18 protein-coding genes are annotated in these 17,010 nt (G+C 72.5%); 15 read left to right on the forward strand and 3 right to left on the reverse strand.

The window, feature by feature from the left end; all coding sequences use genetic code 11:
- Positions 1-148: 148 nt before the first annotated feature.
- The 15 genes from INTCA_RS03300 to INTCA_RS03370 all read left to right on the forward strand — a co-directional run bounded on the left by INTCA_RS03300 (position 149) and on the right by INTCA_RS03370 (position 14,513).
- Positions 149-1,207: a baeRF2 domain-containing protein gene (locus INTCA_RS03300; protein WP_013491520.1), complete on the forward strand. Its 1,059-nt coding sequence runs from the start codon at positions 149-151 to the stop codon at positions 1,205-1,207.
- 1 nt (position 1,208) lies between these two features.
- Positions 1,209-1,475 (forward strand): glutaredoxin family protein, encoded by a 267-nt coding sequence (locus tag INTCA_RS03305; protein ID WP_013491521.1) that lies wholly within the window; start codon positions 1,209-1,211, stop codon positions 1,473-1,475.
- Positions 1,476-1,684: 209 nt separating this feature from the next.
- The gene (locus tag INTCA_RS03310; protein ID WP_013491522.1) at positions 1,685-2,401 is read left to right on the forward strand and encodes a redox-sensing transcriptional repressor Rex; all 717 of its coding nucleotides are present in this window, start codon (positions 1,685-1,687) and stop codon (positions 2,399-2,401) included.
- The gene (locus INTCA_RS03315; RefSeq protein ID WP_013491523.1) at positions 2,398-3,777 is read left to right on the forward strand and encodes a glutamyl-tRNA reductase; all 1,380 of its coding nucleotides are present in this window, start codon (positions 2,398-2,400) and stop codon (positions 3,775-3,777) included. Before INTCA_RS03310 ends, INTCA_RS03315 begins: the two co-directional genes overlap by 4 nt.
- Positions 3,774-4,724, forward strand: a complete 951-nt coding sequence (gene hemC, locus INTCA_RS03320; RefSeq protein WP_013491524.1) for a hydroxymethylbilane synthase — start codon at positions 3,774-3,776, stop codon at positions 4,722-4,724. Before INTCA_RS03315 ends, hemC begins: the two co-directional genes overlap by 4 nt.
- Positions 4,725-4,777: 53 nt before the next feature.
- On the forward strand, positions 4,778-6,367 hold the full coding sequence (locus tag INTCA_RS03325) for a bifunctional uroporphyrinogen-III C-methyltransferase/uroporphyrinogen-III synthase (protein ID WP_052338074.1): 1,590 nt from the start codon (positions 4,778-4,780) through the stop codon (positions 6,365-6,367).
- A gap of 15 nt (positions 6,368-6,382) precedes the next feature.
- Positions 6,383-7,348 (forward strand): porphobilinogen synthase, encoded by a 966-nt coding sequence (gene hemB / locus INTCA_RS03330; RefSeq protein ID WP_013491526.1) that lies wholly within the window; start codon positions 6,383-6,385, stop codon positions 7,346-7,348.
- Positions 7,349-7,500: 152 nt separating this feature from the next.
- Entirely contained in the window at positions 7,501-7,980 is a 480-nt protein-coding gene (locus INTCA_RS03335; RefSeq protein ID WP_013491527.1) for a MarR family winged helix-turn-helix transcriptional regulator, read from the forward strand.
- 65 nt (positions 7,981-8,045) lie between these two features.
- A complete protein-coding gene (gene hemL / locus INTCA_RS03340; protein ID WP_013491528.1) occupies positions 8,046-9,392 on the forward strand; it encodes a glutamate-1-semialdehyde 2,1-aminomutase in 1,347 nt (448 codons plus the stop codon).
- Between the two features lie 66 nt (positions 9,393-9,458).
- The gene (locus tag INTCA_RS03345; protein WP_013491529.1) at positions 9,459-10,127 is read left to right on the forward strand and encodes a histidine phosphatase family protein; all 669 of its coding nucleotides are present in this window, start codon (positions 9,459-9,461) and stop codon (positions 10,125-10,127) included.
- On the forward strand, positions 10,127-10,738 hold the full coding sequence (locus INTCA_RS03350) for a TlpA family protein disulfide reductase (protein ID WP_013491530.1): 612 nt from the start codon (positions 10,127-10,129) through the stop codon (positions 10,736-10,738). Before INTCA_RS03345 ends, INTCA_RS03350 begins: the two co-directional genes overlap by 1 nt.
- Positions 10,739-10,756: 18 nt before the next feature.
- Positions 10,757-11,500 (forward strand): cytochrome c biogenesis CcdA family protein, encoded by a 744-nt coding sequence (locus INTCA_RS03355; RefSeq protein ID WP_013491531.1) that lies wholly within the window; start codon positions 10,757-10,759, stop codon positions 11,498-11,500.
- Complete coding sequence (gene resB / locus INTCA_RS03360; protein WP_013491532.1) at positions 11,500-13,155, forward strand: cytochrome c biogenesis protein ResB; 1,656 nt, start codon at positions 11,500-11,502, stop codon at positions 13,153-13,155. Before INTCA_RS03355 ends, resB begins: the two co-directional genes overlap by 1 nt.
- Before the next feature lie 20 nt (positions 13,156-13,175).
- A complete protein-coding gene (ccsB, locus tag INTCA_RS03365) occupies positions 13,176-14,198 on the forward strand; it encodes a c-type cytochrome biogenesis protein CcsB (protein ID WP_013491533.1) in 1,023 nt (340 codons plus the stop codon).
- Positions 14,199-14,201: 3 nt separating this feature from the next.
- Positions 14,202-14,513: a DUF4229 domain-containing protein gene (locus tag INTCA_RS03370; protein WP_013491534.1), complete on the forward strand. Its 312-nt coding sequence runs from the start codon at positions 14,202-14,204 to the stop codon at positions 14,511-14,513.
- Between the two features lie 11 nt (positions 14,514-14,524).
- Here the strand turns inward: INTCA_RS03370 and INTCA_RS03375 are convergent, their stop codons facing one another.
- From INTCA_RS03375 to menE, 3 genes are read right to left on the reverse strand one after another with little or no spacing between them, the layout of a single operon-like run.
- Positions 14,525-15,403 carry a 1,4-dihydroxy-2-naphthoate polyprenyltransferase gene (locus INTCA_RS03375; RefSeq protein WP_013491535.1) on the reverse strand — a complete coding sequence of 293 codons (879 nt, stop codon included), beginning with the start codon at positions 15,401-15,403 and terminating at the stop codon, positions 14,525-14,527.
- A 26-nt stretch (positions 15,404-15,429) separates the two neighbouring features.
- The gene (locus INTCA_RS03380) at positions 15,430-15,750 is read right to left on the reverse strand and encodes a PLD nuclease N-terminal domain-containing protein (protein ID WP_013491536.1); all 321 of its coding nucleotides are present in this window, start codon (positions 15,748-15,750) and stop codon (positions 15,430-15,432) included.
- A gap of 57 nt (positions 15,751-15,807) precedes the next feature.
- A complete protein-coding gene (gene menE, locus INTCA_RS03385; protein WP_013491537.1) occupies positions 15,808-16,986 on the reverse strand; it encodes an o-succinylbenzoate--CoA ligase in 1,179 nt (392 codons plus the stop codon).
- Positions 16,987-17,010: the final 24 nt, after the last annotated feature.

Consider the following 17,010-nt stretch of genomic DNA (forward strand, 5'->3'; position numbering starts at 1 on the left):
TGGGCCCATGGCGGGCCGGCGGGCGGGCCGGCCGGTGGGCCGGCCGGGCGCGGCGCCGGCCTGTCGGGGGACGGGCAGGAGGGGTAGCGTTTCGAGGAGACCCACCGAGACCACTCTTGACGACTTGTGACCACTCGTGGAGGCACCGATGCAGCTCGACTGGCTCAAACCGCTGGCGGACCTCGAGGGGCCGTTCGCCTGCGCGACCCTCGACGCGAGCAACCTCGACCCGACGAGCCGGAGTCATCGGCTCGCCTCGTGGGGCTCGGCTCGCCGAGAGCTCGAACGGGCGGGTGCGGACGAGGCCACCCTGGCGGTCCTCGAGGACGCGTTGACCGGCGACGCGAACGGCGTGGGTGAGCGGACCCACGTCGTCTGCGCCAGCAACGGCGACCTCGTCCTCGACATCGGCCTCGAGGGACGACCGCGACGGGAGGGGGCGTCGTTCGGTCCCGTGCCGAGGCTCATGGACGTCGTCCGGGGCCTCGACGGGAGGGAGACGTACGCCGTGGTGAAGCTGGACCGCGAAGGCGCGGACATCGAGGTGATCGACCCGACGGGCGCGCTGGTCGCGGCGACCGACGTGACGGGCGAGCACGACGAGCTCCGCAAGGTGGCGGCCGGCGGCGCGTCACAGCGCCGGTTCCAGGCTCGGGCCGAGGACTCGTGGAGACACAACGCGACACAGGTCGCGGCGGAGCTGGACCGGCTGGTCCGGAGGGTCCGGCCCGGGGTGGTCTTCCTCGAGGGCGAGGAGCACACGACCTCCTACCTCGTGGAACAGGCCCCCGGGGACCTCGCCGACCGCATCGTCCGGCTCGAGACCGGCGGCCGGGCCGCAGGCACGTCGGCGGCCGCCGAGGCCACGGCGCGGGACCGTGAGCTGGCCCGGCTCCGCGCCGGACGGGACGCGCTGCTCGTCGAGCGGTTCGGCGACGCCACCGGCGCCGGGGCTGCTGTCGAGGGCTGGGACGCCGTGCAGGCGGCGCTGGGGAAGGCCCAGATCGCCCAGGTGCTGCTCCACCCGGACGTCTGGGACCGTGACCGCCCCGAGGCGGGTGCGGGCGCGGACCACGACCTGGACGCGCTGCTCTGGTCCCTCGCCGCGGTCGGTGCGGAGCTCAGCCTGGTCGCGCAGCCCTTCGAGGCCACGGACGGGATCGGGGGCATCCTGCGCTGGAGCGACCCGTCGACGACGTCGGCCTAGCATGGTCGACATGCCTGCACCCGAGCCCCGCGTCACCCTGGTCGGCCGAGCCGGCTGCCACCTGTGCGACGAGGCCAAGCTCGTCATCGAGCGGGTGACGGCCGAGCTCGGGGTCGCGTGGGCGGAGCGCTCTATCGACGACGACGCCGACCTGCGCGCCAGATACGCCGACCAGATCCCGGTGACCCTCGTCGACGGCCGGCGCCACGACTTCTGGCGGGTTGACGAGGACCGGCTGCGGGCCGCCCTCGGGGCCCCGCCCCGCTGAGCCGAGCGGACGGCGGCCCGCGCCGAGGGGCCTCGTGACGAGGCACCATCGGGGCGTTCTGTCCATGTGGCGGAGGTAATGGTCCTTCACTTTGTGCATGGGTTCACAAACGTCTAGCCTGAATGGGTACCCACGTGCTCCGCGTTCGTGGCCTTCCGGGCAGTACCGCGAGGTCCGACCGCCTCAGTGAGAGGAGCCGGTGACCAAGCGTGTCGGCCGACCCAGCAGTGCGTCGCGAGATCCCCGACGCGACCGTCGCACGGCTTCCTGAGTACCTCCGTTCCCTCTCTCGGCTCGCAGAGCAGGGTGTCCTGTCGGTCTCCTCCGAGGAGCTGGCGGCGGCGGTGGGGGTGCGTTCGGCCCAGCTGCGCAAGGACCTCAGCCACCTCGGGTCGTACGGCGTGCGGGGCGTCGGCTACGAGGTGGACACGCTCGCTCTCGAGATCTCCCGGGCCCTGGGGCTCACCCAGGACTGGCCCGTCGCGATCGTCGGGATGGGCAACCTCGGCCACGCGCTCGCGTCCTACTCCGGCTTCGTGACCAAGGGGTTCCGCATCGTGGCGCTCTTCGACGACGAGCCCGGTCTGCGGGGCGAGGTGGTCCAGGGCGTGGCCATCCAGCCCTTCCGCGAGCTGCCCGCGCGCCATGCCCTCGACCCGATCTCGATCGGGGTCATCGCCACCCCCGCCGTCGCGGCTCAGACGGTCTGTGACCGTCTGGTCGAGGTGGGCGTGCGCTCCATCCTCAACTTCGCACCCGCCGTGCTGTCGGTGCCCGACGACGTCGACGTCCGTCGCGTCGACCTGTCCACCGAGCTGCAGATCCTCGCCTTCCACGCCCAGCAGAAGGCGCTCGGTGCGCTGGAGCCGGTCGCGGCGGCGCGAGGGATCGACGGTCGGACTCCTTCGGAAGCGGTGGCGACATGAGCCTCCTGGTCATCGGGCTGTCCCACCACACGGCACCCCTGTCCGTGCTCGAGGGGCTGGCCGAGTCCCCCGACCGGGCGGCCCGGATCGCCACTGCGGTGCTCTCCTCGGCCACGGCCTCCGAGGTCGTCGTCGTCTCGACGTGCAACCGGCTCGAGGTCTACGCCGAGGTGCCCGCCTTCCACCCCGCGGTCGCGGCCATCGGTGAGGCCCTGGCCACCGCGGCCGGGACCCGGCCCGAGGGCCTGCCCTGTGGCCGGGTCGTGCATCCGACGGACCCGGCCGACGAGCTGGCCGTGCGGGCCGAGGGCATCGCCGAGCACCTCTACGTCCGTTACGACGACGGAGCGGTCGCGCACACCTTCACCGTCGCGTGCGGGCTCGACTCCATGGCCGTCGGCGAGGCGCAGATCCTCGGCCAGATGCGCGACGCCCTGGCCGCGGCCCAGCAGACCGGGCGGGCCGGTGAGTCGCTCAACGCGCTCTTCCAGCACGCGCTGCGGGTCGGCAAGCGGGCGCACTCCGAGACGGACATCGACCAGCACTCGCTGTCCCTGGTGCAGATGGGCCTCGAGGAGGCCGCGAAGGTCCTCGGCGACCTGTCGGGCATCCGCGCCGCCATCGTCGGCGCCGGCGCGATGAGCGGTCTCGCGGTCGCCACCGCCTCGCGGTCCGGCATCAGCGACCTCACCGTCGTCAACCGGACCCCCTCACGCGCAGAGCGCCTCGCCGACTCGGTCGGCGGGACCGCTCGCCCCTGGGCCGAGCTCGAGGACGTCGTCGCGGCGAGCGACCTCGTGATCACCTGCACCGGCGCGGTGGGACACGTGGTCAGCGAGGACCTGTTGGCGCGGTGCGTCACGGCTCGTGGGGGCCGTCCCCAGGTCCTCATCGACCTGGCCCTCCCGCGGGACGTCGCGCCGACGGGCACCTGGGCCGACCCGCTCCCGAGCGTCCGGGTCATCGACCTCGAGGAGCTCGGCGTCCTCCTCTCCGGCCGCGCCGACCTCCAGCAGGTCGACCGCGTCGGCGCGCTCGTCACCGCCGAGGTCGCCGACTACCTGACCCGCCGGCTGGAGAAGAAGGTCGCGCCGACCGTCGCCGCCCTCCGCTCCCGGGCTGCGTCCGTCGTCACGAGCGAGCTCGACCGGCTCCACCAGCGCGTGCCCGACCTCGACGAGGCGACCCGGGCCGAGGTCGGACGGGCGGTGCACCGCATCGTCGAGAAGCTGCTCCACACGCCGACCGCCCGGATCAAGGAGTTCGCCGTGGACGCCAACGGCCCCGACTACGCAGCGGCGCTGCGTGAGCTGTTCGATCTCGAGCCCAAGGATGTGGCCAACGTGTCCTCCCCACCCATGCGAGGAGTCTCATGACGGCCCTGCGTCTCGGCACCCGGCGCTCCGCGCTCGCCACCACCCAGTCCGGCTGGGTCGCCGACCAGCTGCGTGCCGCCGGCCACGACGTCGAGCTCGTCGAGATCACGACCGAGGGCGATGTCTCCGGAGGCCTGCTCACCGCCATCGGCGGCACCGGGGTCTTCGCGGCGGCGATCCGCAAGGCACTCACCGATGGCCGAGTCGACGTCGCCGTCCACTCGCTCAAGGACCTGCCCACGGCGCCTGAGCCCGGGCTCGTCGTGGCCGCGGTCCCAGCTCGGGAGGACAGCCGCGACGTCCTCGTCGCGCGGGACGGGCTCACCCTCGGCGAGCTGCCGATCGGCTCGGTCGTCGGCACCGGGTCCCCCCGCCGCACCGCCCAGCTGGCCGCCCTCGGCCTGGGCCTCGAGATCCGCCCGATCCGTGGCAACGTCGACACGCGCCTGCGCCTCGTCAGCTCCGGTGAGGTCGATGCGGTCATCCTCGCGCGGGCCGGTCTGGCCCGCCTCGGCAGGCTCGACGTCGTGACAGAGGTGCTCGACCCGATCCAGGTCCTGCCCGCCCCCGGCCAGGGTGCGCTCGCCGTCGAGTGCCGTGCCGATCGGCCCGACGTCCTCGAGGCCGTCAGCGTCCTCGAGGACGCCGACACCCGCGCGAGCATCACGGCCGAGCGCGCTCTGCTCGCCGCGCTCGAGGCCGGCTGCACGGCGCCCGTCGGGGCGCTCGCCGAGGTCGTCGACGGCGAGGAGGGGCTCGAGCTGTCGCTCCGCGCCTTCGCCGGCACCGAGGACGGCCGAATCGACTTGCGTCGGTCCCTCACGGGTCGGTATGACGATCCTGAGTCGCTCGGCCGACGGCTCGCGCAGATCCTGCTCGAGGACGGCGCTGCCGACCTCGACCGTCCCTCCACCATCGCATCCCGACCCCCGGAGCCAGTTTCGTGACTCGCACACGCCAGCCGTCAGAGCAGACGGCGACGATCCCCACGGTCCCGACCATGCCGGCGCGCGTCGCCTTCGTCGGGTCCGGGCCAGGCGACCCAGGGCTGCTGACGGTCCGCGCCCGCGACCTCCTCGCCGCGGCCGACGTCGTCGTGCTCGACGGCCTGATGCGCGAGGAGGCGGTCCTCGGGCACGCCCGCGAGGACGTGCAGATCATCGACGCCGCACACGGCGAGAACGGTCAGGAGCTGACGCACGCGGTCCGGGCCAAGCTCGTCGTCAAGGCCGCCAAGTCGGTCTCCAACGGCGGCCTCGTGGTGCGCCTCATGGACGGTGACCCGGCGACGTTCAACGGCCTCGTCGAGGAGGCGCGCGCCTGTCGCAAGGCCGGCATCACGTTCGACGTCGTCCCCGGTGTCTCGGCCGCGACCGCCGTGGCGACCTACGCCGGGGTGCCGCTCACCTCCAAGGGCACCTCGTCGGTCCACGTCCTCAACGCGGACCAGTCCGGGCACGACCTGACCCGCTACTGCACCGACGACGACACCCTCGTCATCCTCGGCTCGCCGCGGTCGATCGGCCTGGCCCTGACCGGCCTGCTCGAGTGTGGTCGCCCCGCAGAGGCGCAGGTGGCGCTCGTCGAGCAGGGCACCACCGTTCGCCAGACCTCCTTCACCACCACGCTCGGCGCCGCCGAGGCGGCGCTCGACCGCTTGACCGGTCAGATCTCGGCCGCCGTCGTGTCCCCGAACGTCGCGATGCGTGACGAGTTCTCCTGGTTCGAGACGAAGCCGCTCTTCGGGTGGAAGGTCCTGGTTCCCCGCACCCAGGCCCAGGCCGGGTCGATGATCGACCGGCTCGCCGCCTACGGCGCGGTCGCGGACGTCGTGCCGACGATCTCGGTCGAGCCGCCCCGGACGCCTCAGCAGATGGAGAAGGCCGTCCGCGGCCTCGTCACCGGACGTTACGAGTGGATCGGCTTCACCTCGACGAACGCCGTTCGTGCCGTGCGTGAGCGGTTCGAGGAGCTCGGGCTCGACGCCCGTGCCTTCGCCGGGCTCAAGGTCGCCGCCGTCGGTGGCGTCACCGCCGACGCCCTGCGCGAGTGGGGCATCAACCCCGACCTCGTGCCGAGCGGCGAGCAGTCGGCTGCCGGCCTCCTCGAGGTGTGGCCGGAGTTCGACGAGGTGCTCGACCCGATCAACCGGGTGCTCCTGCCGCGGGCCGACATCGCCACCGAGACGCTCGTCGCCGGCCTGCGGGACATCGGCTGGGAGGTCGACGACGTCACCGCCTACCGGACCGTCCGTGCGGCGCCGCCCGCCCAGCACGTGCGCGACGCGATCAAGGGCGGCGACTACGACGCGGTGCTCTTCACCTCGAGCTCCACGGTCCGCAACCTCGTCGGCATCGCCGGCAAGCCGCACCCCGCCACCGTCGTCGCGTGCATCGGCCCGGCCACGGCCAAGACCGCGGAGGAGCACGGCCTGCGGGTCGACGTCCTCGCCCCCGAGGCATCGGCCCTCAGCCTCGTCGACGCCCTCGCCGGGCACGGGGTGGGTCTGGCGGTGGCCGCTGCGGAGACCGGCCAGGCGCTGCAGCGCCCCAGTGACAAGCGGCCCGCGTCCCGACGCCGGGCCCGCTGAGGAGGAGCGCGTCCAGTGATCGAGCGACCGCGCCGCCTCCGGCAGAACCCCGCACTCCGGGCCCTCGTCGCCGAGACCCGCCTGCACCCCAAGGACCTCGTGCTGCCGGCCTTCGTGGCCGAGGGCGCCGACTCGGTCCGGCCCATCCCGAGCATGCCCGGCGTCGTCCAGCACACGCTCGACACGCTGGTGGCGGAGGCGCGCCGGGCGGTCGACCTCGGCATCGGCGGCATCATGCTCTTCGGCGTCCCGACCACGAAGGATGCCCGCGGCTCGGGCGGGACCGAGCCCAGCGGCATCCTCAATGTCGCCCTGGAGCGGGTCCGCGCGGAGGTCGGCGACGAGCTCGTCGTCATGGCCGACACGTGCCTCGACGAGTTCACCGACCACGGGCACTGCGGCGTGCTCGACGACCGGGGCCGGGTCGACAACGACGCGACGCTCGAGATCTACGGCGAGATGGCGGTGGCCCAGGCCCGCGCCGGTGCCCACGTCGTCGGTCCCTCAGGGATGATGGACGGCCAGGTCGCCGCCATCCGCGAGGCGCTCGACGCGGCGGGGTTCACGGACACGGTCGTCCTCGCCTACGCGGCCAAGTATGCATCCGCCTTCTACGGCCCGTTCCGCGACGCGGTGCAGTCGAGCCTGGAGGGAGACCGGCGCACCTACCAGCAGGACCCCGCCAACGTCGTCGAGTCGCTCCGCGAGATCGACCTCGACCTCGCGGAGGGGGCCGACCTCGTCATGGTCAAGCCGGCGATGTCCTACCTCGACGTCGTCTCCGCGGCCGCCGAGCGGTCCTCCGTGCCGGTCGCCGCCTACCAGGTGTCGGGGGAGTACTCCATGGTCTGTGCCGCCGCCGCCAACGGCTGGATCGACCGGCGAGCGGCGGCGCTCGAGTCGCTGCTGTCCATCCGGCGGGCCGGTGCCCAGGTCGTCCTCACCTACTTCGCGCTGGAAGCGGCGGACTGGCTCGGCTGAGCCGTACGCCACCATGCTCCACCGGCGAGACGACGACCCGGTAACGTCCCTACCGCACGTCATGACCGGCGCGGTGGGCCGGGCCGACTAGGATCTGCTCAGCCGCGCGGGTGCACCGTGCTCCTGCAGGGTCGAAGGGGGTGATCGAGGCGATGTCCGTGAGTGACGACGTGAAGTGGCTCAGCGAGTCCGAGCAGCGGTCCTGGCGGGCCATCCTGCGCGGGACGCGGCTGCTCGAGACCGCTCTCGACAACGCCCTCGGCGACTCCGGGATCCAGCTGAGCGAGTACGAGATCATCTCGATGCTCTCCGAGAACCCGTCCCGGCGGCTCCGGATGTCCGAGCTGGCCGCCATGGTGGTCCAGTCACGCAGCCGGCTCACGCACACGGCCAAGCGGCTCGAGGCCCGCGGCTGGGTCGCTCGCGAGCAGTGCCTCGGCGACCGCCGTGGCGTCGAGCTGGTCCTCACCCCGTCCGGGCTGGCGGCGGTCGACGAGATCGCCAGGGTCCACGTCCAGAGCGTCCGCGACAACCTCGTCGACATCATGACCCCCGAGCAGTTCAAGGCCATCGGCGACGCGATGGGCATCGTCCGCGACCACCTGGACCCGCAGGGTCTGACCGACGCCTGACGAGGACGGCGGGCCCCCGCCCACCCGGCGGTGGACCCGCCGAGGCGCGCTGGGACAATGACGCCATGACTTCAGGTGAGCGGTCCGGTCCCGGTTCGAACGCAGGGTCCGGCATCGCCGGGTCCGAGGCCCTCCTGGCCCGGGCGAGCGCCGTGATTCCTGCCGGCGTCAACTCTCCGGTGCGTGCCTTCCGGGCGGTGGGCGGGACGCCCCGCTTCATGGCGTCCGGCCAGGGGGCCTGGCTCACCGACGTCGACGGGAACCGCTATGTCGACCTGATCTGTTCGTGGGGACCGATGATCCTCGGGCACGCCCACCCGGACGTCCTCCGGGCGGTCGAGCAGACCGCCGCCCGGGGGTTCTCCTTCGGCACCCCGTCCGAGAACGAGGTGGCCCTGGCCGAGGAGATCGTCGCCCGCATCGACCCGGTGGAGCAGGTCCGGCTGGTGAACAGCGGCACCGAGGCGACGATGTCGGCGATCCGGCTGGCCCGCGGCTACACGCAGCGCGACGTCATCGTGAAGTTCTCCGGTTGCTACCACGGTCACGTCGACGCCCTGCTCGCCTCGGCCGGCTCGGGAGTGGCGACGTTCGCGCTGCCCGACTCGGCGGGCGTCCCGCGGTCGAGCGCGGCGGAGACGATCGTGCTTCCCTACAACGACCTCGCTGCCGTCGAGGCGGCGTTCGCCGAGCGCGGCCACGAGATCGCGGCCGTCATCACGGAGGCAGCCCCGGGCAACATGGGCGTCGTCCCGCCGGCGCCGGGCTTCACCGAGGGGCTGCGACGCATCACGCGGGAGCACGGGGCGTTGTTGATCAGCGACGAGGTGATGACGGGGTTCCGGTGCTCCCGGTCGGGCTTCTACGGGGTCGAGGGGCCGTATGCTGCTGGGCCGGCTGACCTCTTCACCTTCGGCAAGGTGATGGGCGGGGGCTTCCCGACCGCCGCCTTCGGGGGCCGGGCCGAGGTGATGGCGCTGCTGGCGCCTGCCGGTCCCGTCTACCAGGCCGGCACCCTGTCGGGGAACCCGGTGGCGTCGGCCGCCGGCCTCGCCACCCTCCGGGGCTGCACCGCTGACGTCTACGCGCGGCTCGACTCAGCCGCCCGGGCGATCGCGGGTGCGGCTTCCGACGCGCTCACCACGGCGTCAGTGCCGCACACCATCCAGTGGGCCGGCTCGATGTTCTCGATCTTCTTCCGTGAGGGGCCGGTGCGGAACTACGACGAGGCGAAGGGGCAGGACGTCGACGCGTTCCGCCGCTTCTTCCACGCGATGCTCGAGCAGGGCGTGCACCTGCCCCCGAGCTCGTTCGAGGCGTGGTTCGTCTCGGCCGCCCACGATGACGACGCGGTGGCCCATGTCGTCGACGCCCTCCCGGCCGCGGCCCGTGCCGCGGCCGGAGGAGCCTGACCGCCCGCGTCGCGGCAGGCGGACGCCGATTCGGACGTTGGGACTGCGTTTGAGACACTGGGCGCCATGACCGCCCGGCCCGAAGACTCCACACCGCACGTGCCGGTGCGCACGGTCGTGCACCTGATGCGCCACGGCGAGGTGCACAACCCGACCGGCGTCCTCTACGGCCGACTCGAGGGCTACCACCTCTCGGACCTGGGACGCGAGATGGCCGAGCTCGTCGCGCGCCAGCTCGCGCCCAACGACATCACCGTCGTCATCGCCTCACCGCTCGAGAGGGCCCAGGAGACCGCGACCCCGATCGCCGCCTCGCACGGTCTCACCACCCGCACCGACCCGCGGGTGCTCGAGTCGACGAACTACTTCGAGGGCAAGCAGGTCCGCGCCAAGGACCTGCTCCACCCGACCCACTGGGCCAAGCTGCTCAACCCCCGCAAGCCCTCCTGGGGCGAGGCCTACGAGGCCATCGCCACGCGGATGCTCGCGGCGATCGACGACGCCCGACGTGCCGCCGCGGGGCACGAGGCGGTCATCGTCTCGCACCAGCTGCCGGTCTGGACGGTGCGCAACCAGCTCGAGGGGCGACGCCTCTGGCACGACCCGCGCCGGCGCGAGTGCACCCTGGCCTCGCTCACCTCCCTGACCTACGAGGACGACGAGCTCGAGTCGATCAGCTACTCGGAGCCGGCCGCCGCCCTGCTCCACCGGGCCAGCAGGAGCGTGGGCGCCTGATGGGGGACCTCGACCGACGCTCCGCCCTGCGATGGGGGTCCGCGGCGCTCGCGGGCGGGCTCGTCGCGAGCCTGGCCGCCTGCTCGGAGGACCCGAACTCCGTGGCGGGCCAGGCCAGGGCCGGTGACCGCAAGAACTACGTGTCCGGCGACGGCACCATCGAGCGACTCGCGCCGGGCAACCGGGGCCCCGCCGTGCGGCTCGCGGGCACGACGCTCGAAGGTGAGCCGTGGTCGATCGAGGGCACGGCGGGCGCCGTGCTCGTCGTCAACGTGTGGGGCTCGTGGTGCCCCCCGTGCATCGAGGAGACGCCGGACCTCCAGAAGGCCTGGGAGCAGGTCCAGGCTGACGGTCTCGAGGTCGAGTTCATCGGGCTCGACAAGATGGAGAGCCCCGAGACCGGTCTCGCGTTCCAGAAGGCCAACCGGGTGACCTACCCATCGCTCGCCTACGACGGCGGCCTGCCCATCCTCGCGCTCCAGGGCAAGGCCACCGCCACGCCGAGCACCCTCGTGCTCGACCGGGTCGGGCGGATCGCCGCCCGGGTGTCCGGTCCGGTCACCACGAGCACGCTGCGCGCCCTCGTCGACGACGTGCTCGCCGAGGCCTGACGTGAGCAGCCACCACCCGTGAACGTCGACCTCGCGACCAGCTCGCTCGTCCTCGCCTCCATCGTCGCGCTCGTGGCGGGCCTGGTCTCCTTCGCCTCCCCGTGCGTGCTGCCGCTCGTCCCCGGGTTCCTCGGCTACGTCACGGGGCTGTCGGACGAGTCGCTCGAACGCCGGTCGAGGGGGCGGCTCGTCCTGGGAGCGCTGCTGTTCGTCAGCGGCTTCACCGTCGTGTTCCTCGTCGCCGCGGCCGCCCTGTCGGCGATCGGCGTCGCCTTCCGCGAGCATCAGAGCACGCTGCTCCGGGTCGGCGGGGCCGTCGTCATCGTCATGGGCGTCCTCTTCCTCGGAGCCGGCAAGTCGTATGCCGCTTCGCTCGGTTGGCGTCCCCGTGCCGGCCTGCTCGGTGCGCCGTTGCTCGGCGCGGCCTTCGCGGTGGGATGGTCCCCCTGCTGGGGTCCGACCCTCGGGGCGATCCAGGCGATGGCCGCTCCGATCTCGGCGGAGTCCGGCTCGATCGGCCGCGGCCTCGCGCTCGCCGGCATCTACTCGGTCGGCCTCGGGCTGCCCTTCATCCTCATGGCTGCCCTGTGGGAGCGAGCCGGTCGGGCCAGCGCGTGGCTGCGCCGGCACCGCGGATCGATCCAGGCCTTCGGTGGGATCATGCTCCTCGCCGTCGGCCTGCTCATGGTGACCGGCCTGTGGGAGTCGGTCATCGTCTGGCTCCAGATCAACCTCATCGCGACGTTCCAGGTGGCCATCTGATGACCGAGCCGACGACCCGGGCCACCGCCGAGGAGGAGCGAGCCCAGCGGCATACGGGATCCGCGTCGCTCTCCACCGCTCCGCGCGAGCCGCAGCTACCCCAGCTCGGGGCGCTGGGGATGGCCCGGTGGGCCTGGCGGCAGCTGACGAGCATGCGCACGGCGCTCTTTCTCCTGCTCCTGCTCTCCGTCGCCGCCGTGCCCGGATCGGTCTTCCCCCAGCGCAACATCGACGCCGGACGGGTCGCCGACTACCTCGCGCAGAATCCCGCCACGGGGCGCTGGCTCGACCGGTTCGGCTTCTTCGACGTCTACGCGTCGCCGTGGTTCTCGGCGATCTACCTGCTCCTGTTCGTGTCGCTGATCGGCTGCATCCTCCCGCGGAGCCGGCAGCACCTCAGGTCGCTGCGGTCGACGCCGCCCCGAGCCCCCGCCCGGCTGGCTCGCCTGGACGAGCACGTCGAGGTCACCACGTCGCTGTCACCCCCCGACGCCCTCGAAGCCGCCCGGACCGCGCTGCGGGCCAAGCGCTTCCGGGTGCACAGCCATGACGCCGGCACCCTCAGCGCCGAGTCCGGCTACCTCCGCGAGAGCGGCAACCTGCTCTTCCACCTCGCCCTCACCGGCATCATCGTCGGCATGGCCGTCGGCCACCTCTTCGGCTGGCGAGGGGACCTCATCCTCGCGCAGGGGGACGAGTTCGCCTCGAGTGCGACGACCTACAACACGTTCTCGCCCGGCCCTCTCGTCGGTGACGACGCGGTGCCCGGCTTCGTCATGCAGCTCGACGACCTCGACGTGCAGTTCATCGAGACGCCCGGCCGGTCGTTCGGCACCCCGCGGGAGTTCACCGCGCACGTCACCGTGGCCGACACGCCGGGTGCACCTCCGCGCGAGGCCGACATCGCCGTCAACCACCCGCTCGTCATCCAGGGCTCCGATGTCTTCCTGCTCGGCAACGGCTACACGCCGGTGATCACGGTGCGGGACGCCGCCGGCCAGGTGCTGTACCGCGAGGCCACCCCCTTCCTCGCCCAGGACGGCAACTACCGGTCCGTCGGCGTCGTCAAGGTGCCGTCGGCAAGCCCTAAGCAGCTCGGTTTCACCGGCTTCTTCCTCCCGACGGCCGAGCCGACCTTCGCCAACGGGCCGGTGTCGATCTTCCCGGACGCCCAGAACCCCGAGCTGGCCCTGTCCGTCTGGGAGGGAACCCTCTTCCCGGGCGGTGCGCCGCAGTCCGTGTACACGCTCAACACCGAGCAGATGACCCAGGTGGCGCGCGACGACGGACAGCCGGCCCTCGTGCGGCTCAAGCCCGGGCAGACCTACGAGCTGCCCGGGGGCCGCGGCTCCATCACGTTCGAGGAGGTAAAGCGCTTCGCCGGGCTGTCGATCCGCACCGACCCCGGTGCGCCGGTCAGCCTCGTCAGCGCGCTCCTGGCGACGCTCGGCCTCATCCTCGGGCTCACCATCAAGCGCCGTCGGGTCTTCGTCCGGGTCCGGTCCGCGCAGGACGAGGGCGCGACCGGCCCACGCGCTACCGTGGTCACCGTCGGTGGCCTCTCCAAGGACTCCGATCCCGGGCTCGCCGCCATCGTCCACGCGATCGGCGCAGCCGTGCACGACCCCGATGCAGAACGGACCGACCGCTCGTGACCCCAGCAGGACACCCCGCCATGAACCCGGCCGGCGCGGACCTCACGCTCGCCGGCAACGCCAACATGGCGCTCTACGCGTCGATGATCGTCTACACGCTCGCCATGCTCGTGTTCGCCTGGCACCTCGCGGCCCGGGCCGGCCAGCTGCAGGCCCCGAGGGCCGTGGACCGCGACGAGGTGCTGGTCGGCTCGACCGTGACCGCAGCGGGCGCGACCACCGGGTCCCTTCCGTCGGCGGGCGTGCGCCGTTCGACGCCCGCCGAGCCTGCCTTCGAGGAGAGCCCGGTGTCGGCCCAACGGGGCAACATCGCCCTGATGCTCACCTACCTGGCCACAGCTCTCCTCGTCGGGTCCGTGATCCTCCGTGGCTTCGCCGTCGCCCGGCCACCGTGGGGCAACATGTTCGAGTTCGCGACGGCGGCCGCTGCCGCGGTCGGGCTGACCTACTCGGTGCTGGCCAAGCGCAACCGCTGGCAGTGGCTGGGCGTCTTCATCGTGACCCCGGTGCTGCTCGTCCTCGGGCTCGCCCTCGCGGTGCTCTACACCGAGGCCGGCGAGCTGATGCCCGCCCTCAAGTCGTACTGGCTCGCGATCCACGTGGGTGTCGCCTTCCTCGCCGTCGCGTTCTTCACGATCGCGGCCGCCATCGGTGTCGTCTACCTGGTCCGACTGCGTCGTGAGGAGAAGCCGCCGGCCAGGCGCGGCTTCATCGAGTCGTTGCCGTCCTCCGCCGCGCTCGAGCGGACGGCCTACAGCCTCAACATGGTCGCCTTCATCCTGTGGACGTTCACACTGATCGCAGGCGCCATCTGGGCGAAACAGGCGTGGGGAGCCTACTGGCAGTGGGACCCGAAGGAGGTCTGGACCTTCGTCATCTGGACCGTCTACGCGGCGTACATGCACGGGCGGGCGACCGCGGGCCTCGACCTGCGCCGGTCGATGTCCATCGCCCTCGCCGGCTACGCCTGCGTCATCATCAACTTCACCCTCGTCAACCTCGTGTCGACGTTCGTCGGCATGCACAACTACTCGGGGATGTGACCCGTGGTCCGCTACACCCTGCTCCGGCTGCTCATCTTCTTCGGGGTCCTGATGACCCTCTGGCTCGTCGGCATCCGCAACAATCCCGTCCTGCTCGTCGGTCTCGCGGCCATCCTCTCGGCCGTCCTCTCCTACCTGCTGCTCCGGGGGATGCGCGACGAGATGACCGCGAAGCTGATGGAGCGACACGAGGCCAAGCTGCGGGCCAAGGAGCAGGGCCGGGCCGGGGCAAGTGCCTTCGCGGAGGACGAGGCGGCCGAGGACGCCGAGGCCGACCGGGCAGAGCGGATCGACGGGGCCGACCCGTCGCGCTGACGCCGACCGCCTCAGGTGTGTTGGCCGAGGGCCAGACCGACGGCGAGCAGCGCGGCCCACGCCAGCTCGAACACGCCGGTTCCGGCCAGGGCGGGGATGAGTGCGCGACCGGTCGCTCCGCCGACGACCGCCCGGACGGGACGGACGGCCACGGGCGCCGCGAGGAGGGCCAGCAGTGCGAAGGGTGAGGTCAGCGCGGCCATTCCCGTCATGACGAAGCTCAGCGCGATCAGCGAGACGTACACGGTCCGGGTTCCCCGGTCACCCAACCGCACGGCGAGCGTCCGCTTGCCCGTGACGGAGTCGGTCGGGATGTCGCGCAGGTTGTTGGCGACGAGGATGGCAGCGGCCACCGCCCCGACCCCGATCGCTCCCCACCAGCCGGCCGCGGTCAGGGAGGTCATCGTCGCCATGGTGCCGAGCGTGGCGACCAGACCGAAGAAGACGAAGACGAAGAGCTCGCCGAGGCCGAGGTACCCGTAGGGGTTGGTGCCGCCCGTGTAGTACCACGCCGCGAGGATGGCGACGGCGCCGACGGGGATCATCACCCACAGCCGGGAGAGACCCACGAGGGTCAGCCCGAGCACTCCCGCGCAGGCGAAGGCCGTGAACGCCGCCGTCTTGACCGACCGCGGTGCGGCGAGCCGCTGACCGACGAGGCGGACCGGCCCCACCCTCACCTCATCCGTCCCGCGCACACCGTCGCTGTAGTCGTTGGCGTAGTTGACCCCGACCTGGAGCGCCAGTGCGACGAGGGCGGCGAGGACGACGAAGCCCCAGACGATGTCGCCGGTCTGGTAGGCGGCACCCGAGCCGACGAGGATGGGCGAGATGGCGGCGGGAAGCGTGCGTGGGCGCGCACCTTCGATCCACTGGGCGAGCGTGGCCATGGGTCCTTGTGGGTCGTGGGGTGCGGTCAGGGCTTGGGCTTGCGCAGCCGGCGCAGGAAGTCCGGGTCGTCGTCCGGGCCGCGGGGACCGGGCGCCGGCCGCTGCGGGGGACGCTGCGGCGGACGCTGCGGACCACCTCGCGGGCCGAGCCCGAAGGCGCGCGAGCCGGGCGCGTCAGACCGGCCGGCCGCGAGCCACATGAGCGGTCCGAGAACGGGGACCAGGCACACGAGGAGCCACACGGCCTTCGGCATGATCCGCATCAGCCTGCCGTCGGTCTGGATGCAGTCGACGAGGGCGTAGATCGTCGCGAAAACCACCAGGGCGACGAGAATCACGCGTGGCACGGGGGAGCTCCTTCTGCGGTAACCCCTCCATAGTGCCACCCCGTGGTCCGGAAACGATCATGCGTGCGCTTCGGCGACGAGACGGATCGCCGCACGGTCCGGTTTGCCCGGGCCACGGAGCGGGATCGTCGGCAGGACGACGACCCGCCTCGGCAGCGCGGCGTCGGGCAGGATGCCGCTGAGCCGGCTCCGCAGGTCGGCCGCGGTCAGGTGGGCGGTCGGGTCGAGCAGCGTCACCGCCGCGCACACCGTCTCGCCCCACTCGGGGTCGGGGACGCCCAGGACGACGACCTCGGCGACCTCGGGCACGTGGCGGGCGACTGCGTCCTCGACGACGCCGGGAGTGACCTTCATGCCGCCGGTGATGATGACGTCATCGGCCCGACCGTCGACGACGAGCCGACCGTCGTCCTCGATGTGGCCGAGGTCGTCCGTGCGGAACCACCGCACGTCCTCGACGTCGGTCGAGAACGCGTCGGCGGTGAGCTCCGGCTCGCCGAGGTAGCCGTGTGCGACGGTGTCGCCGCCGAGGATGATGTGCCGGTCGTTGTCGATGTGCATCCGGGTCACGGGAAGAGGGACCCCGTCGTAGACACACCCCCCGGCGGTCTCGCTCATGCCAAAGGTGAGGTGGAGCGCCACGCCGGCCTTCCGGGCCCGCTCTTCGAGCGCCGTGGGTGTCGCGGCCCCGCCGACGAGGACCGCGTCGAAGGTCTGCAGCGCCTCGACGCCGGCCGGGTCGTCGAGGAGGCGGCCGAGCTGGGTGGGCACGAGCGAGGTGTAGCGGCGGGGTGCGCCGGGTGACATCGTGACCGAGCCGGCTGCCCGCGCGAAGGCGGCCGCGGTGAACCCGCCCCGCAGGTCCAGCACGGTCGGGGTCGTCCCCGCGGTGAGCGACCGCGTCAGCACCTGGAGGCCGGCGATGTGGTGGGCGGGCAGGGCCAGCAGCCAGGAGCCGCTGCCGCCGAGCACGTGGTGCGTCGCCGTTGCCGACGCGGTGACCGCCGCCGCGGTGAGCAGGGCGCGCTTCGGCCGCCCGGTCGATCCTGACGTGCCCACGGCGAGGGCGAACCCGTCAGGAAGGCCGGCCGGATCGTGCGGCGCGATGACCGGGGGAGCCAGCTCAGCGGCATACGGGATGACGGGGGAGCGGCCGGTCAGCGCGGCTTCGAGGTCGGGCAGGATCGTGAGGGCGTCCGGACCTGCGGGGACGGGCAGGAGTCGCGGCGCTGTCATGGGCACATTGTGCCGGTCGGCGCT

Origin of the sequence: Intrasporangium calvum DSM 43043 (assembly GCF_000184685.1) — a bacterium.
In the GTDB taxonomy this organism is placed as follows: Bacteria; Actinomycetota; Actinomycetes; order Actinomycetales; family Dermatophilaceae; genus Intrasporangium; species Intrasporangium calvum.

Bases quoted from the DNA above. Each gene is read 5' to 3' on its own strand.
- INTCA_RS03300 (WP_013491520.1), top strand. From the start codon at position 149: ATGCAGCTCGACTGGCTCAAACCGCTGGCGGACCTCGAGGGGCCGTTC.
- INTCA_RS03305 (WP_013491521.1), top strand. From the start codon at position 1,209: ATGGTCGACATGCCTGCACCCGAGCCCCGCGTCACCCTGGTCGGCCGA.
- INTCA_RS03315 (WP_013491523.1), top strand. From the start codon at position 2,398: ATGAGCCTCCTGGTCATCGGGCTGTCCCACCACACGGCACCCCTGTCC.
- hemC (WP_013491524.1), top strand. From the start codon at position 3,774: ATGACGGCCCTGCGTCTCGGCACCCGGCGCTCCGCGCTCGCCACCACC.
- INTCA_RS03325 (WP_052338074.1), top strand. From the start codon at position 4,778: ATGCCGGCGCGCGTCGCCTTCGTCGGGTCCGGGCCAGGCGACCCAGGG.
- INTCA_RS03335 (WP_013491527.1), top strand. From the start codon at position 7,501: ATGTCCGTGAGTGACGACGTGAAGTGGCTCAGCGAGTCCGAGCAGCGG.
- hemL (WP_013491528.1), top strand. From the start codon at position 8,046: ATGACTTCAGGTGAGCGGTCCGGTCCCGGTTCGAACGCAGGGTCCGGC.
- INTCA_RS03345 (WP_013491529.1), top strand. From the start codon at position 9,459: ATGACCGCCCGGCCCGAAGACTCCACACCGCACGTGCCGGTGCGCACG.
- INTCA_RS03350 (WP_013491530.1), top strand. From the start codon at position 10,127: ATGGGGGACCTCGACCGACGCTCCGCCCTGCGATGGGGGTCCGCGGCG.
- resB (WP_013491532.1), top strand. From the start codon at position 11,500: ATGACCGAGCCGACGACCCGGGCCACCGCCGAGGAGGAGCGAGCCCAG.
- ccsB (WP_013491533.1), top strand. From the start codon at position 13,176: ATGAACCCGGCCGGCGCGGACCTCACGCTCGCCGGCAACGCCAACATG.
- INTCA_RS03375 (WP_013491535.1), bottom strand. From the start codon at position 15,403: ATGGCCACGCTCGCCCAGTGGATCGAAGGTGCGCGCCCACGCACGCTT.
- menE (WP_013491537.1), bottom strand. From the start codon at position 16,986: ATGACAGCGCCGCGACTCCTGCCCGTCCCCGCAGGTCCGGACGCCCTC.